Origin of the sequence: Microbacterium proteolyticum, assembly GCF_029639405.1 — a bacterium.
In the GTDB taxonomy this organism is placed as follows: domain Bacteria; phylum Actinomycetota; class Actinomycetes; order Actinomycetales; family Microbacteriaceae; genus Microbacterium.
This window is the reverse complement of record NZ_CP121274.1, coordinates 1,759,426-1,774,813: the sequence shown is the minus strand read 5'-3', so window position 1 is coordinate 1,774,813 and position 15,388 is coordinate 1,759,426. Positions and strand designations below refer to the sequence as shown.

Genomic DNA, 15,388 nt, shown 5'->3' with positions numbered 1-15,388 from the left:
TCAGCCGACTGCCGTGAAGATGTCGATGGTGCCCGACTTGAGGCTGACGATCGCGCGCTTGGTGTCCTTGCGCTTGCCGATGCCGAAGCGGGTGCGGCGGGCCTTGCCCACGCGGTTGATCGTGTTGACCGAAGCCACCTTGACGCCGAAGATCTTCTCGATCGCGAGCTTGATCTCGGTCTTCGAGGCGCGGGGGTCCACGAGGAACGTGTACTTGCCCTCGTCGATGAGCGAGTAGCTCTTCTCGGAGACGACCGGCTTCAGGATGATGTCGCGCGGGTCCTTGTTGACGGCGGTCATGCCGAGACCTCCTCGGTGGCGCCGGACTTCGACGTGACGAACGCGTCGTAGGCGGCCTTGGTGAAGACGATGTCGTCGGAGACGAGCACGTCGTAGGCGTTCAGCTGGCCGTAGGTCAGCACGTGGACGTACGCGAGGTTGCGCACGCTCTTGACCGTCAGCTCGTCGTCGCGGTCGATGACCACGAGGACGTTCTTGACGGCGCCGAAAGCGGTCAGGACCGCGGCAGCGGCCTTGGTCGACGGAGCACCCTCAATGCCGAAGGACTCCACGACGTGGAGGCGCTCGCCACGAGCACGGTCGCTCAGCGCGCCCAGCAGGGCTGCGGCGATCATCTTCTTGGGGGTGCGCTGGCCGTAGTCACGGGGCTTCGGGCCGTGGACGATGCCGCCACCGGTCATGTGCGGCGCGCGGATCGAGCCCTGACGGGCGTTACCCGTGCCCTTCTGCTTGAAGGGCTTGCGACCGGCACCGGAGACCTCGCCACGACGCTTGGTCGAGTGCGTGCCCTGACGGGCGGCGGCGCGCTGGGCGACGACGACCTGGTGGATCAGCGGGATGTTCGTCTTGACGTCGAAGATCGCGGCGGGCAGCTCCACGGAGCCGGCCTTCTTGCCGTCGGACTTGCGAACGTCGAGCGCGAGAGTCGAGTCAGCCATGAGATCAGGCACCCTTCACTGCGTTGCGGACGTAGACGATGCGGCCACGGGCACCGGGGACGGCGCCCTTGACGAGCAGCAGACCCTTCTCGGCGTCGACGGCGTGCACCGTGAGGTTGAGGACGGTCACGCGCTCGCCACCCATACGGCCGGCCATGCGCATGCCCTTGAAGACGCGGCTCGGGGTCGACGAGGCGCCGATCGAGCCGGGCTTGCGGTGGTTGCGGTGCGCACCGTGCGAAGCGGAGACACCCTTGAAGTTGTGACGCTTCATGACACCGGCGGTGCCCTTGCCCTTGCTGGTGCCGACGACGTCGACCAGCTGGCCGGCCTCGAACAGGCCGTCCACGGTGAGCTCCTGACCGAGCGAGTAGTCAGCGGCATCCGCGGTGCGAACCTCGGTGAGGTGACGACGCGGGGTGACGCCCGCGGCCTCGAAGTGGGCCGTCAGGGGCTTGTTCACCTTGCGGGGGTCGATCTGGCCGTAGCCGATCTGAACGGCGTTGTAGCCGTCCTTCTCGACCGAGCGGAGCTGGGTCACGACGTTCGGGGCGACCTCGATGACGGTGACGGGAACGAGCTTGCCGTTCTCGTCCCACACCTGGGTCATGCCGAGCTTGGTGCCGAGGAGGCCCTTGGAGATCTTGGAGTTGATGTCAGCCATGTCGAACCTCAGAGCTTGATCTCGATGTTGACATCGGCCGGGAGGTCGAGGCGCATCAGCGAGTCGACGGCCTTGGGCGTCGGGTCGATGATGTCGATGAGGCGCTTGTGGGTGCGCATCTCGAAGTGCTCGCGGCTGTCCTTGTACTTGTGGGGCGACCGGATGACGCACACGACGTTCTTCTCGGTCGGCAGGGGGACCGGGCCCACCACGGTGGCACCGGCACGGGTCACGGTGTCGACGATCTTGCGCGCGGACGAGTCCAGTCCGGCGTGGTCGTACGACTTCAGGCGAATGCGGATCTTCTGTCCCGCCATTGTCTGCTCACTCTCTTTCTCGCGTCTTACCCGACCAAGGGCATCGGACGCACGGTGGCGCTTTCGCGCCCTGGCACTTCCCCTCGCTCGCGCGAGAGATGCTGCACCGCTGTTCAGCTGTCAAACCGGATGCCATGGCATCCGGCCCGCCCCCCGCACGCAGGCGTGCGGATCCCGGGAAGGATGAGGGGTTCGGTGTGCGTTCTGCTGCCCGCGGCCCAGGACCCTGCGCTTCCGCGCCGCCTGTGCACTGCCCTGGCAGTGATCCTGGCGCGCGCCGAGCGCACGCCGGAATGTGGAACCTGGTTAGTCTACGGGGCTCCCGGGCGTGTCGCAAACCCGGGCGTGTCGCGTGCGGCATATCCTCAGCCCCCCGGCTGGCAACGCGACGGCGCCGCCCCCCATTCCCGGGAGCGGCGCCGCGCAGAGCAGGGTGCGGTCAGGCGTTGCCGATGTTCTTGTCGACGTTCGCGCGCACCTCGTCGACCTTGGCGTGCTGCTCAGCGGGGACGACCTTCTTGATGGCGTCCGCGGCCCCGTCGAGGAGCTTGTCGCTGACCTCTTCGGCCTTATCGCTCTTGAGCGCCTCCTCGATCTTCTCGCGGTTCTCCTCGAACAGCTGCTTGCCCTTGTTGATGATGTCGTCGACGCCCATGGCGGCTCCCCTCGTTCGGGCGGACCTGATTCTCCGCTGGTGGGCCCATTGTGCCGACTGAGCGAGAGGGAGGGAAGCCTTCCGTCGCGTGAGGTCGCAGGAGGGGTTCAGGCCAGGACGGACGACACGCTCTCAACGATCATCTGCTCGAACGAAACCTGCGGCGCCCACCCGGTCTGCTCGCGCAACCGTCCGGCGTCGCCGGTGATGGACGCGGGATCGTTCGGCCGCAGCAGTCCAGGATCGAGCCGGGTCTCGGGTACGGGACGTCCGAGAGCGGCGCAGACAGCGGCCAGGATCTCGCTCCCTGAACGGGGGGTGCCGGACGCGACGTTGTAGACGTCGTGATCCAGCCTGGGCGCCGTGATCAACGCCAGATAGGCACGCGCCACATCGCGGACATCGGTGTAGTCGCGACGCGTGCTCAGCGAACCCGTGGTCAACACCTCATCCGCGGACGTCTGCGCGAGACGGCGGATGAGATCGGGAATGATGAACCCCACACCCTGACCCGGCCCGGAATGGTTGAAAGGCCGCGCCACCACGGTGTCCAGACCGCGGCCGCGGTAGTACGACAGCTGGTTCTCGACGAGGACCTTGCTGACGGCGTATGGGGACGAGAATCCCACGGGCGATGCCTCGTCGATGAACGAGTCGCCGGGACCGGCCGCGTAGACCGCGCCTGAGCTGACCCCTACCACGCGTCCCCCGCCGGAGCCCCGCATCAAAGCCTCACAGAGGTGGGTGACCATCGCACTGTTCGACGACAGGTAGAGCTGCGGATCGCGGAACGATCCGCCGACCGCCGCGAGGCCCGCGAGGTGCACCACGTCCGCGTCCGTGGGCACCTGCGACGGCCACTCCTCGGTCAGGTCGACACCGACATACTCGTCGACGAACCCGTCCAGCGAATCGGGGCGTTTCGCCTCCCGACCGACGGCGAAAACCGAGAAGCCGGCGTCCGCCGCGATCCGGCAGAGATGGGCACCGACGAATCCGCCGGCGCCCGTGACGACGAGCGTCCGCGTCATCGGTTCTGCAAGCGGCCCTGTTCGGCCAGGTCGTGGGCGACCATGAGCTTCACCAGTCCGGGGAAGTCGACTTCGCGACGCCACCCGAGCTCGTTCTCCGCCTTCGAGGGGTCGCCGAGCAGGATGTCGACCTCGGCGGGACGCAGGAAGGCCGGGTTCTGCACCACGTACGGGCGCCAGTCGTCGATGCCGATCTCGGCGAACGCCAGGGTGAGGAACTCCTCGATGGAGTGGGTCTCACCGGTCGCGAGGACGAAATCGTCGGGGGTGGAGTGCTGCAGCATCCGCCACATGCCCTCGACGTAGTCGCCGGCGTAGCCCCAGTCGCGCTTGGGCCACAGGTCGCCGAGCTCGATGTTCGGCTGCAGGCCGAGCTTGATGCGGGCCACGGCGTGGGTGATCTTCCGCGTCACGAACTCGACGCCGCGACGCTCGCCCTCGTGGTTGAACAGGATGCCGCAGGACACGAACATCCCGTAGCTCTCGCGGTAGTTCTTCGCGATCCAGTGGCCGTACAGCTTCGCGACACCGTAGGGGCTGCGCGGGTGGAACAGCGAGTTCTCGTTGTATCCGGCGCCGGGACGGTTGTAGTCGAGCCCGCCGAACATCTCGGAAGTCGACGCCTGGTAGACCTTGGTGCGCTCGGCGCGACCGGTGATGCGGACGGCTTCGAGGACGTTGAGGACCCCCTTGGCGGTCACGTCGGCCGTCAGCGTCGGGTTCTTGAACGAATATCCGACGTGGCTGATCGCGGCCAGGTTGTACACCTCGTCCGCGTCGCTCACCTCCACCGCGCGCACCAGCGAGGTGGGGTCGATCAGGTCACCCTCGATGAGCGTCACGTAGGGGAACTCGGCGACGGTCGCCTCCTTGCGCGGGTTGTTCTGCCCACGGATCAGGCCGAAGACTTCGTACCCCTTCGCGTGCAAGAGCTCAGCCAGGTGCCCTCCGTCTTGGCCGGTGACACCGGTGATGAGTGCTCTCTTACTCGCAGCCATCGCTTCTTCCTCTTCTCGACGGGATCCGAGACGTCAGACAGACGTCGACGCTCAGCGTACCTCGGCCCCTTGGCCCCTCCCCGGGCGCAGGCGGGTGAACTGGAGGGGCCGGCAACACGGTTCGATCTCAGCGCTCGGTGTGCAAAGACGGCTGCCCAGCGCCCATGGACGGGGTCGCGACGTCAGTCTTGAGCCGCTTCTTTCGGGCCACGGAAGGGCTGGGATGCCCTTCGGCGGCGAAGGCGCGCGCCAGGCTGGATCCACCGGACAGCCCGACCGATTGCGCGACGCGGTCGACGCTCAGCGCGTCGTAGACCGGATCGTCGAGCATCGTCAAAGCCTGCTGAACCCGCGCTCGACGAATCTCGCGTTCGACCGTGGAATCCCGCTGCGCGAACATGCGCTGCAGCGTGCGCAGCGAGACGTTGAGTTCCGACGCGACGCCCACCGGAGTGAGATCCGGGTCGCCTGCGCGCGCATTCACGACCGAGATCGCCGCGGCGTACAGCCCGACCCTGGCCGGTTCCGTACGGCCGAGAGAGGCGACGGCGATACCGAGCACCATCTCCTGCAGGACGCGCTCCAGGTAGTAGGCCGTGAGGCCACTCGTACGCTCGTAGCTGAGAGCTGCTTCCCACGCGAACGCGACGAACGGCCAGAAGAGGGCGTTCGAGGTGTCCAGCGTCAAAACCGGGGCGTCACCGAGACCGACCTCGCGAAGCAGAGACCCCGGAAGCAGGACCGTGAGCTGACACCGGGCCAGGGGAAGGACGGCCGGGTCGAGGGATTCGGACGTCGCGATGAGCGCTCCGGCACTTCCGACCGCGTGGAGACGATGACCCGATCCCGGCGGCGCTCCCAGCACCACGGCCAGTACCAGAGCCCCTTCCACCCCCTCCGGGATGGCGAACGGGCGCGCCGAAGGCATGGTCCGCGCGATGATGGAGACACCGCCGAACGTGGCGGTGTCCGTTCGCGCAGATCGTCCGTCCAACGACGGCGTTCCGGAGAACACCGCGGTCATGGGCACCTGCCGGGCTCGCGAGCGGCGTCGGGTCGCCACTACAGGCCCTGATGCTAGAGAATTCACCCGGCCAGGCGCGGTGCGCCACCTTCAATTCACCCCTGGCTTCACCCCTCGATGTGATCGTCGGGCCGCGCCTATCCGAGACCGAGAGTGGGAGTCGGCGCCGGAGCCGGGTCGGTCGGCGTGTCGGACGGTGGGTCGGAGGGCGGGGTGACGGGTTCGGACGAGGTCGGCTCCGAGGGCGCCGGCTCGGGAGTGGCCGATGACGTGGGGAGCACGGTCCGGGGTGAGGTCGTCCGCGGGGTCGTCGACTCCTCGAAGACACTCTGCGTCTCCGAGCGCAGCTCATCCACGGCGACGGCGTACGCATTCAGCGGCGCGAACAGGTCAGCGCCCGTCGTCTGCCCGACGACGCTCGCCGCAGCGGTGACCTTCGCCCGGGCCTCATCGGTAGCCGCATCGTTCTGTTCCAGTTCCTGCGTCACGTCGGCTGCGACCCGCTGGCCCACGGCGTCCAGACGGGCGATGAACTCGCTGACGGCCTGCACGACCTCACTACGCTCCGACCGCACCGCACTCAGACGGTCCGGGATGTCCACGCGCTGCGCCCGCACCTTGTCCGTGGCGCTCGCGATGGCCGCCACCGAGGTCGCGTCCATCGCACCGCGCTCGTAAACCGGCACCTCGAAGTCGGCGCGCGGGGTGACGGCGACGGCGAGGGAATCGCGCGCGGCGACCGCGGCCGACAAGACGCCCTGTTCCACCTTCCCGTCGAGCGAGGGCAGCGTCTGGTTCGCAGCCGCGACCAGGGAGTCCGCCTGATCCGCCGTCTGCGTGTAGAGATCCACCGCGGTGGCCAAGCCCTGCAGATCGTTCTGCACCTCGGACTCCGCCTCGACGAGACTCGCCATGGCCGCATCCACCGGGTCGGCTGTCAGCTGCCGATAGATGCCCAGCGCGACGGCGGCCACGACGCAGAGGATGGCGAGGACGGCCACGACGATGCTGAGCAGGCTGATCCGTCCCGACGAGCCCATGAGGTTCAGGGGTCGATTTCCCGCGACCGCGGCCTCCGGCGCCGACCACCCCGCGGGGCGCGTGTGGTCGATCGCGCCCGGTGCACCGATTTTGGACACCAGGGCTTCGACGTCCCGGAAGACCCGGCGTTCGCCGGACGACGGGCCCTGCGGGCCCACCAGGCGGACGAGGTCGTCAGCGGCGTCGGTGCGGGCCGCGACGGGCGGCCGATCGGCCGAGGAATCGTCGTCGAACAGTGCGTCAAGGTCGTTCATCGTGTTCTCTCTTCGCTCACGAGGTACCGATTGGCAATGACGTAGGGTGGAGAGCAGAGCGGACGTCAGTAAGGGATAGCCCCAGATTACCCGCCCCGACTCATGCGGCCTCCGCCGCGCGGTGAGAATCGTCGAATGGAGCAACGAGTGGAACTGCGGGACTATCTGCGAATCTTGCACCGAAATTGGGTTCTCCTACTCTCCCTCACAGTGCTCGGCGGTGCCGCCGCATTCGGCTGGTCGCTGCTCCAGACCCCGAAATACGAGGCCACCACCCAGCTGTACGTGTCCGTGCGATCGGACTCTTCCGGCGTCACGGAGCTCGCACAAGGCACGAACTTCGCCCGCCAGGCTGTCGTGAGTTTTGTTGATGTGGTCGACAGTGCGGTCGTGCTCGACCGGGTTATCGACGAATTGAATCTGAACACCACGCCGCAAGAACTCGCGAAATCCATCGAGGCCACCTCGCCCACGAACTCCGTCGTTATTTCGGTATCCACGTCGAATTCCGACCCTGCTCTCGCGGCCGCTATCGCGAACTCCGTCGGCACCAATTTCGCCGACGTCGTCGTCAACCAGCTCGAGAAGCCGTCGGGGTCTGCTCCCAGTCTGGTGCGGATCGAAACCATCGAGCCCGCCCTCGTGCCCACTGCGCCGTCCTCACCCCGCATCCCGCTGAATGTCCTCATCGGAGTCCTCGGTGGCTTGGTGCTCGCCCTGGGGATCGCTGCTCTGCGCGCTGTTCTGGACACGCGCATCCATTCCTCGCACGATGTCGAGTCCGCTACGGACAAGCCCGTGCTCGGCGGAATCACCCTCGACCCGGAGGCGAAGAAGCGTCCGCTCATCGTCCACGCCGATCCACGGAACCCGCGAGCCGAGTCGTTCCGAAGCCTTCGAACGAATCTGCAGTTCATCGACGTCGACGGCGACTCGCGCACGTTCGTCATCTCCAGCGCCGGTCCCGGCGAAGGCAAGTCCACCACCACGGCCAATCTCGCCATCGCGCTCGCGGAGACGGGGGCACGCGTGGCACTGGTGGATGGAGACCTGCGGTTGCCCCGCGTGGCCGAGTACATGGGCATCGAGGGATCCGTCGGCCTGACCGATGTCCTCATCGGTCGCGTGGACCTCGCGGACGCACTTCAGCAGTGGGGCAACGAGCGACTCTTCATCCTCCCGTCGGGCCAGACCCCGCCGAACCCGTCGGAGCTGCTGGGCAGCCAGGCGATGCAGCGAACTCTCGAGGCGATGGCCGGCGCATTCGACTACGTGCTCATCGACTCACCGCCACTGCTCCTGGTGACCGACGCGGCCGTGGTTTCTCGCTTCGCCAGCGGAGTCCTCCTCGTGGCAGCATCGGGGATCACCCGCAAGCCGCACTTGAGTGCGGCCGTGGAACGGCTCGAGGGAATCGGCAGCCGCCTCTTCGGGGTGATCGTCACGATGCTGCCCACTCGCGGACCCGACAGCTACGCCTACGGCTCTTACTCGTACGCGGGAGCCACCGACACCCGCGCCGGCGCGCCCGGGAAGTCCGGCGAGGCCGCCTCACGCCCGGTGGAAAACGCGTGACATTCACAGTCCTGACGGTGTGCACCGGCAACATCTGCCGGTCTCCCCTCGCCGAACTGATCCTGGCGGAGAGCCTGTCGGGCATCCGCGACGTGCGGGTGGAGAGCGCAGGAACGGGCGCGCTCGTCGGTCACGGCATGCCCGATCCGGCGCTGCGCCTGGCTCGCGAGGACGGCTTCGCCGGGGAGAGCCATCGCGCACGACAGATCAGCGAGAAGCTAATCGGCGACGCCGGATTGATACTGGCACTTTCGCGCGAGCATCGTCGTGCCGTCGTCAGCCTGGTTCCCAGCGCCGTTCGCCGCACCTTCACTCTCCGGGAACTGGCGAACATCGTGCCCGCCGCACAGTCGTCCGCATCGGACAGTACGCAGCGATCGACCAGCGATTCGGCCGAGGCGCTGAAGGATGCCGTGGCTCTGGCGGCCCGGCTACGCGGGACCGTCCCGCCGCCGGAGGATCCCGCCGACTTCGACGTGATCGACCCCTTCCGGCGGTCCGAGGCGACCTATCAGCTGTCGTATACGCAGTTGAAGCCCGCCGCCGTGGCCGTGGGGCTCTATCTGCGACGGAGCGCGGAGGCCTCGTCATAGGCTGACCCCCAAGCACGTATGACGGTGGCCCCGATCCTCTGGATCGGGGCCACCGTCATACGGTCGTGCTTACGGTGCGATCGTGTACGAGCCCGACGCGCCGATGTACTGCGACTGCTGCTGAACGGTGACGTAGGTCGCCGTGAGCGCGCCGTTCGGCGAGGGGTAGAGCCGGACGACGGGCAGCGGGATGCGGTTGGCATCGCCGTTCAGGAGACCGGTGTAGGTGTACTCGATCTGCCCCGAGGTACCCGTCCCGGGCAGGCTACCGGTGCGCACCCAGCCGTTGAGGTTGGTTTCCTGGACCGAGTAGGGCTGAGGATCGGTGACCCCACCACCCGCACCCCACGTGATGCGAACGGTCGCGGGGCCGGAGGTGTACTTGCCGGCGGGTTCGGGATCGCCGTTCTCGTCCTCCACCTCGAAGCCGAGCGATGCGCTCTGGTTGATGCGGATGTACTGGTTGCCGGTGGTCACGACCTTGTTGATCGAGGTGCCGCCATCCCAGTAGGAACGCGTGGACGGTGCCGGCGCCGGCGGGGTGCTCGCACTGGCGAGCGGGGTGGCGACGGCCACGGCGACGACGGGCGCAGACCACGCAGCGGCCTTGATGACGGTGCGGCGGCTGACGCCTGCCGGGCGAACTTCTTCGATGCTCACGGATCCCCCAAGTGGATTGTTCGGATATGCGCCCTCGTCGGGAGGGAACGGGTCCAATGTGCTCGCCATCGGGCGAGTGGGGGCCACATACTCGAGATCCTGGCGCGCTCGGTATGCGGGATGGCGCTACAGGATGGGGTGAACAGGTACTGCCCGCGGCATACGCCGCGGGCAGTAATCACTGTCTCGTGTCAGCCGACGCGACGCCGACTGCGGCGCAGCGGCGCGAGTTCATCCTGCGGATCACCCGTCGCGGACGCCTGCGTCTCGGCGACGGGGCCTGGGATCTCGTCATCATTGCCGGGCGGGGTTTGGTCTGCGTCGTCGGCCACGGGCGGGGTGTGGTCTGCGTCGTCGTCCACGGCCTGGTCAGCTTGGTAGTAGTCGCCGGTGTAGCGGTAGTCGTAGTAGCCGCCACCCGAGCGAGGGACACGGTTGAGCACCACGCCGAGGGCTCGTCCGCCGGCTCGGTCGAGGTTGTTCATCGCCTTCTTGAGGACGTCGATCGTGGTCCGCCCCGCGCCGACCACGACGATCGCACCATCGGCGGAGTGAGTGAGCACGGCTGCATCCGTCACCGGAAGCAGAGGAGGTGCGTCGACGATGACCGTGGCCTCGCGGGAGAGCTCACGAAGGAGGTCCTTCATGCGCTCAGATCCCAGCACCTCGCTCGGGTTGGGCGGAGTGCGTCCCGCTGCGACGATGCGCAGTGTGTCCAGGTGACCGAACGTCTGGGCAACATCGTCGACCTCTGCCCGGCCGGCCAAGACGTCGGTGATGCCCGCACCTTCGACAAGACCGAAGATGGCGGCGATCATCGGACGACGGAGGTCGCCGTCGATGAGGACCACCTGCTGCCCCGACGCAGCCACCGCCAACGCGAGGTTCGCGCTCATCGTCGACTTGCCGTCTCCGGGAAGCGGGCTCGTCACCACGACGACGCGAGGAGGATGGTCCACGTCCATGAATTGGATGTTCGTCCGAAGTTCGCGAAGCGCCTCGGACACCGCGAACAGGCGCTCGTCGCGCTGGTCACCGACCGGGATGAGGCGATTCGCCGTCGTGAACGATTTCTCCACCGGGACGGTGCCGACCACCGCCACACCCGTTTCGCGTTCGACGAGTTCGGCGCTGCGAATGCGCCGGTCGAGAGTGAACCGGAGGAGCGCGATCATGATCCCGACGACGAGACCCGCGACTCCCCCGATCGCGAGCGCGAGTCGCACGTTCGGGGAGCTCGGCGCGGTCGGAAGCCGCGCGGTGTCGGCCGGCACCAGTCGGACCGCCGCCTGCACCTTTCCGCCGTCCGACTCGAGCCCCTCGATTTCCGTCGCCATCCCCTGGATCCACGCCTCGGCGAGATCGCGCGCAGCCTCCGGGGTCGACGCGGACGCCTGCACCTTGATCGTGACCGTACCGGTCGCGTTCGTGACATCGACCCGCCGCACCAGGGCTTCCGGACTCGAATCGAGGTTGAGCTTCTCGATGGCGTACTCGGCGACGGACCGCCAGGATCCGATGTCCACGTACGAGACGACCTTCGACAGCGCGAGGTTGTTCGCCAGCAGAGCGCCGCTGGAGTCGCTGGACCCACTGGAGCCATTCGTGCCGGCAACGTACCCGCTCGCGTCCGCGGTGTAGACGCGCGGCTGGATGTAGGACCAGCCCGCCGCCGCGCCCACTCCCACCAGTGTCGCGAGAACGATGGTCACCCAGTGCGCGCGGAAGATTCGCAGCGCAGTTCGCAGATCCAAGCAAGGCTCCCCGCTGTTTACCGATTAGTCGACACTCTAACTTGACGCAAGTCCTTTCACCTCGCCACTCACCCCACCTAAGGTGGGTGTAACCCGATTGACCTTGTAATCAATCAGCAAGCGCGGAGAAATTCGGCTTCAGCAACCGAGCTGCTCCGCACGGAGGTTCTCGGGTGCGCACATCCACGACAGCGCTGGCAGTCTCTCTCGCGCTGATTCTCAGCTTCCTCACCTCTTCCTCCGCCCGTGCGGAGGTGGCCGCGGTCGGGGCGGGGACCTACGAGAACGACTCCCCCGCGGTCACCCTCTCCGGAGACTGGGCGTTGAAGACCTCCACCCAGGACTCCGCCGGATCCTTCGCCCAACTCGGCGGCACCGGCTACGCCCAGATCTCCTTCACGACCTCCGGCATCAAATGGATCGCCCGCAAGTCCTCCTCCTCCGGACAAGCCGACGTCTACCTCGACGGCGTGAAAGTCCAAACCGTCGACCTCTACGCCTCCGCCACCCAATACCAACAAACGGTCTACGAGGTCAGCGGACTCCCCGAAACCACCCACACCCTCCGCATCGTCCGCACCGGCACCAAGAACACCAACTCCATCGGCTCCAGCATCACCCTGGACGCCTTCATCGCCCCCGACATCTACCCCCCATCCACCCCCACCGGCCTCACCGCCACCCCCGACAGCACCGGCATCCGCCTCACCTGGACCGCCAACACCGAACCCGACCTCGCCGGCTACCGCCTCTACCGCGCCAACGGCAGCAGCTGGGACAACGTCGCCGACAAGATCACCGACACCACCTACCTCAACGCCGACCTGCAACCAGGCACCGCTTACAGCTACCGACTGGTCGCCCTCGACAACGCCGGCAACGAATCCCCCCGCACCGCCACCGTCACCTCCACCACCGCCGTCGCCGCGGTCGGGGCGGGGACCTACGAGAACGACTCCCCCGCGGTCACCCTCTCCGGAGACTGGGCGTTGAAGACCTCCACCCAGGACTCCGCCGGATCCTTCGCCCAACTCGGCGGCACCGGCTACGCCCAGATCTCCTTCACGACCTCCGGCATCAAATGGATCGCCCGCAAGTCCTCCTCCTCCGGACAAGCCGACGTCTACCTCGACGGCGTGAAAGTCCAAACCGTCGACCTCTACGCCTCCGCCACCCAATACCAACAAACGGTCTACGAAGTCAGCGGACTCCCCGAAACCACCCACACCCTCCGCATCGTCCGCACCGGCACCAAGAACACCAACTCCATCGGCTCCAGCATCACCCTGGACGCCTTCATCGCCCCCGACATCTACCCCCCATCCACCCCCACCGGCCTCACCGCCACCCCCGACAGCACCGGCATCCGCCTCACCTGGACCGCCAACACCGAACCCGACCTCGCCGGCTACCGCCTCTACCGCGCCAACGGCAGCAGCTGGGACAACGTCGCCGACAAGATCACCGACACCACCTACCTCAACGCCGACCTGCAACCAGGCACCGCTTACAGCTACCGACTGGTCGCCCTCGACAACGCCGGCAACGAATCCCCCCGCACCGCCACCGTCACCTCCACCACCGCCGTCGCCGCGGTCGGGGCGGGGACCTACGAGAACGACTCCCCCGCGGTCACCCTCTCCGGAGACTGGGCGTTGAAGACCTCCACCCAGGACTCCGCCGGATCCTTCGCCCAACTCGGCGGCACCGGCTACGCCCAGATCTCCTTCACGACCTCCGGCATCAAATGGATCGCCCGCAAGTCCTCCTCCTCCGGACAAGCCGACGTCTACCTCGACGGCGTGAAAGTCCAAACCGTCGACCTCTACGCCTCCGCCACCCAATACCAACAAACGGTCTACGAAGTCAGCGGACTCCCCGAAACCACCCACACCCTCCGCATCGTCCGCACCGGCACCAAGAACACCAACTCCATCGGCTCCAGCATCACCCTGGACGCCTTCATCGCCCCCGACATCTACCCCCCATCCACCCCCACCGGCCTCACCGCCACCCCCGACAGCACCGGCATCCGCCTCACCTGGACCGCCAACACCGAACCCGACCTCGCCGGCTACCGCCTCTACCGCGCCAACGGCAGCAGCTGGGACAACGTCGCCGACAAGATCACCGACACCACCTACCTCAACGCCGACCTGCAACCAGGCACCGCTTACAGCTACCGACTGGTCGCCCTCGACAACGCCGGCAACGAATCCCCCCGCACCGCCACCGTCACCTCCACCACCGCCGTCGCCGCGGTCGGGGCGGGGACCTACGAGAACGACTCCCCCGCGGTCACCCTCTCCGGAGACTGGGCGTTGAAGACCTCCACCCAGGACTCCGCCGGATCCTTCGCCCAACTCGGCGGCACCGGCTACGCCCAGATCTCCTTCACGACCTCCGGCATCAAATGGATCGCCCGCAAGTCCTCCTCCTCCGGACAAGCCGACGTCTACCTCGACGGCGTGAAAGTCCAAACCGTCGACCTCTACGCCTCCGCCACCCAATACCAACAAACGGTCTACGAAGTCAGCGGACTCCCCGAAACCACCCACACCCTCCGCATCGTCCGCACCGGCACCAAGAACACCAACTCCATCGGCTCCAGCATCACCCTGGACGCCTTCATCGCCCCCGACATCTACCCCCCATCCACCCCCACCGGCCTCACCGCCACCCCCGACAGCACCGGCATCCGCCTCACCTGGACCGCCAACACCGAACCCGACCTCGCCGGCTACCGCCTCTACCGCAGCCCGCAGGGCGCGGGCACCTGGGTGGTGGTGCAGAATGCGATGGTCACCGGGAACACGCTGCTGGATTTCGGTCTTCCCCCATCGACGAGCTACGACTACCGGCTCGCCGCGATCGACACGAGCGACAACTACTCGGCTCGGGCCACGACGTCGGGCACCTCCGCGGCGCTCCCCTCCATTCCACAGCCGAAGCTGGCCGACTGCCCGGCCGCGACGACCTCACCGCAGACCGAATCCCAGCTCCGCGGAGCACTGGCCAATGCGAATCCCGGCGACGTCATCCGACTGGCCGCGAACACGACGTACAACTTCGCGTGGTTCACGATGACTCGATCAGGCACGGCCGCCGCGCCCATCTGGATCTGCGGGCCGAAGTCCGCAGTCATCGACGGCCAGGGGACGTCCGATGGACGCGGACTGCGTTTGGACGGCGTCAGCTATGTCAATGTCATCGGGTTCACGATGCGCAACGGATCCAAAGGAATCCAAGTGAAGAACAGCTCTCACGTCATCGTGTCCAATCTGACGCTGAAGCACATCGGCGACGAGGCGATCCATCTGCTCGCGAACACGACCGACAGCTACGTCGTGGGCAACATCGTCGACGGCACGGGCGTCGAGCCCGGTCGCGCGTTCTACGGCGAGGGTGTCTATATCGGAACCGCACGCGAGAACAGGTGCCAGTACAGCGACTGTCAGCCCGACCGGTCGGACCGCAACGTGATCGCCTTCAACCAGATCTCCAACACCACCTCCGAGACCGTCGAGGTCAAGGCGGGCGCGAGCGACGGCTGGATATTCGGCAACACCCTGGACGGCGCATCGATGACATCCGACCGCCCCTCCCCGATCGTCATCATGGGCAATCGATGGGTGATCGCAGAAAACGTCATCTCCCACCCCAATGAGGATGCCATCCAGGTCTGGACCGCGGACTACGAGCAGCAATTCGGCCTGGAGAACCAGATCTTCCGCAACACGCTCGGCACGTCGGTGACCGGGTACACGGCAAGGATCGGAACGCTGTCGGCCGGCACGATGGTGGGTTGCGACAATGATGCCGGACAGTTGGGCGTGACCAACATCGCGTGCCAGAAGTGACGG

14 protein-coding genes are annotated in these 15,388 nt (G+C 66.9%); 3 read left to right on the top strand and 11 right to left on the bottom strand.

Annotation, left to right across the window (positions count from 1 at the left end):
• The 9 genes from rplW to P8R59_RS08930 form a co-directional block, all read right to left on the bottom strand.
• Complete coding sequence (gene rplW, locus P8R59_RS08970; protein WP_022878259.1) at nucleotides 1–300, bottom strand: 50S ribosomal protein L23; 300 nt, start codon at nucleotides 298–300, stop codon at nucleotides 1–3.
• Nucleotides 297–959 (bottom strand): 50S ribosomal protein L4, encoded by a 663-nt coding sequence (gene rplD, locus P8R59_RS08965; protein WP_077049579.1) that lies wholly within the window; start codon nucleotides 957–959, stop codon nucleotides 297–299. The genes rplW and rplD overlap by 4 nt, the downstream gene beginning before the upstream one ends.
• A gap of 4 nt (nucleotides 960–963) precedes the next feature.
• Nucleotides 964–1,623: a 50S ribosomal protein L3 gene (gene rplC, locus P8R59_RS08960; RefSeq protein WP_022878261.1), complete on the bottom strand. Its 660-nt coding sequence runs from the start codon at nucleotides 1,621–1,623 to the stop codon at nucleotides 964–966.
• Between the two features lie 8 nt (nucleotides 1,624–1,631).
• Complete coding sequence (rpsJ, locus tag P8R59_RS08955; RefSeq protein WP_013584016.1) at nucleotides 1,632–1,940, bottom strand: 30S ribosomal protein S10; 309 nt, start codon at nucleotides 1,938–1,940, stop codon at nucleotides 1,632–1,634.
• A 439-nt stretch (nucleotides 1,941–2,379) separates the two neighbouring features.
• On the bottom strand, nucleotides 2,380–2,595 hold the full coding sequence (locus tag P8R59_RS08950; RefSeq protein WP_278103659.1) for a hypothetical protein: 216 nt from the start codon (nucleotides 2,593–2,595) through the stop codon (nucleotides 2,380–2,382).
• Nucleotides 2,596–2,702: 107 nt separating this feature from the next.
• Nucleotides 2,703–3,626: an NAD-dependent epimerase/dehydratase family protein gene (locus tag P8R59_RS08945; protein ID WP_278103658.1), complete on the bottom strand. Its 924-nt coding sequence runs from the start codon at nucleotides 3,624–3,626 to the stop codon at nucleotides 2,703–2,705.
• On the bottom strand, nucleotides 3,623–4,624 hold the full coding sequence (locus P8R59_RS08940; RefSeq protein ID WP_278103657.1) for a GDP-mannose 4,6-dehydratase: 1,002 nt from the start codon (nucleotides 4,622–4,624) through the stop codon (nucleotides 3,623–3,625). Before P8R59_RS08940 ends, P8R59_RS08945 begins: the two co-directional genes overlap by 4 nt.
• Nucleotides 4,625–4,751: 127 nt before the next feature.
• Complete coding sequence (locus P8R59_RS08935) at nucleotides 4,752–5,648, bottom strand: helix-turn-helix domain-containing protein (protein WP_278103656.1); 897 nt, start codon at nucleotides 5,646–5,648, stop codon at nucleotides 4,752–4,754.
• Between the two features lie 137 nt (nucleotides 5,649–5,785).
• On the bottom strand, nucleotides 5,786–6,943 hold the full coding sequence (locus tag P8R59_RS08930; RefSeq protein WP_278103655.1) for a hypothetical protein: 1,158 nt from the start codon (nucleotides 6,941–6,943) through the stop codon (nucleotides 5,786–5,788).
• Between the two features lie 102 nt (nucleotides 6,944–7,045).
• Between P8R59_RS08930 and P8R59_RS08925 the strand changes: the two genes are divergently transcribed.
• Together P8R59_RS08925 and P8R59_RS08920 are read left to right on the top strand one after the other, a co-directional pair.
• Nucleotides 7,046–8,518, top strand: coding sequence for a polysaccharide biosynthesis tyrosine autokinase (locus tag P8R59_RS08925; RefSeq protein WP_341210480.1), 1,473 nt, complete (start codon nucleotides 7,046–7,048; stop codon nucleotides 8,516–8,518).
• Between the two features lie 17 nt (nucleotides 8,519–8,535).
• A complete protein-coding gene (locus P8R59_RS08920) occupies nucleotides 8,536–9,111 on the top strand; it encodes a low molecular weight phosphatase family protein (RefSeq protein WP_278103653.1) in 576 nt (191 codons plus the stop codon).
• 69 nt (nucleotides 9,112–9,180) lie between these two features.
• Here the strand turns inward: P8R59_RS08920 and P8R59_RS08915 are convergent, their stop codons facing one another.
• Nucleotides 9,181–9,771 carry a hypothetical protein gene (locus P8R59_RS08915; RefSeq protein WP_278103652.1) on the bottom strand — a complete coding sequence of 197 codons (591 nt, stop codon included), beginning with the start codon at nucleotides 9,769–9,771 and terminating at the stop codon, nucleotides 9,181–9,183.
• A 191-nt stretch (nucleotides 9,772–9,962) separates the two neighbouring features.
• Complete coding sequence (locus tag P8R59_RS08910) at nucleotides 9,963–11,525, bottom strand: polysaccharide biosynthesis tyrosine autokinase (RefSeq protein ID WP_278103651.1); 1,563 nt, start codon at nucleotides 11,523–11,525, stop codon at nucleotides 9,963–9,965.
• 173 nt (nucleotides 11,526–11,698) lie between these two features.
• On the opposite strand from P8R59_RS08910, the gene P8R59_RS08905 reads away from it, so the two are divergent.
• Complete coding sequence (locus P8R59_RS08905) at nucleotides 11,699–15,385, top strand: fibronectin type III domain-containing protein (RefSeq protein WP_278103650.1); 3,687 nt, start codon at nucleotides 11,699–11,701, stop codon at nucleotides 15,383–15,385.
• The last annotated feature ends 3 nt before the right edge of the window (nucleotides 15,386–15,388 follow it).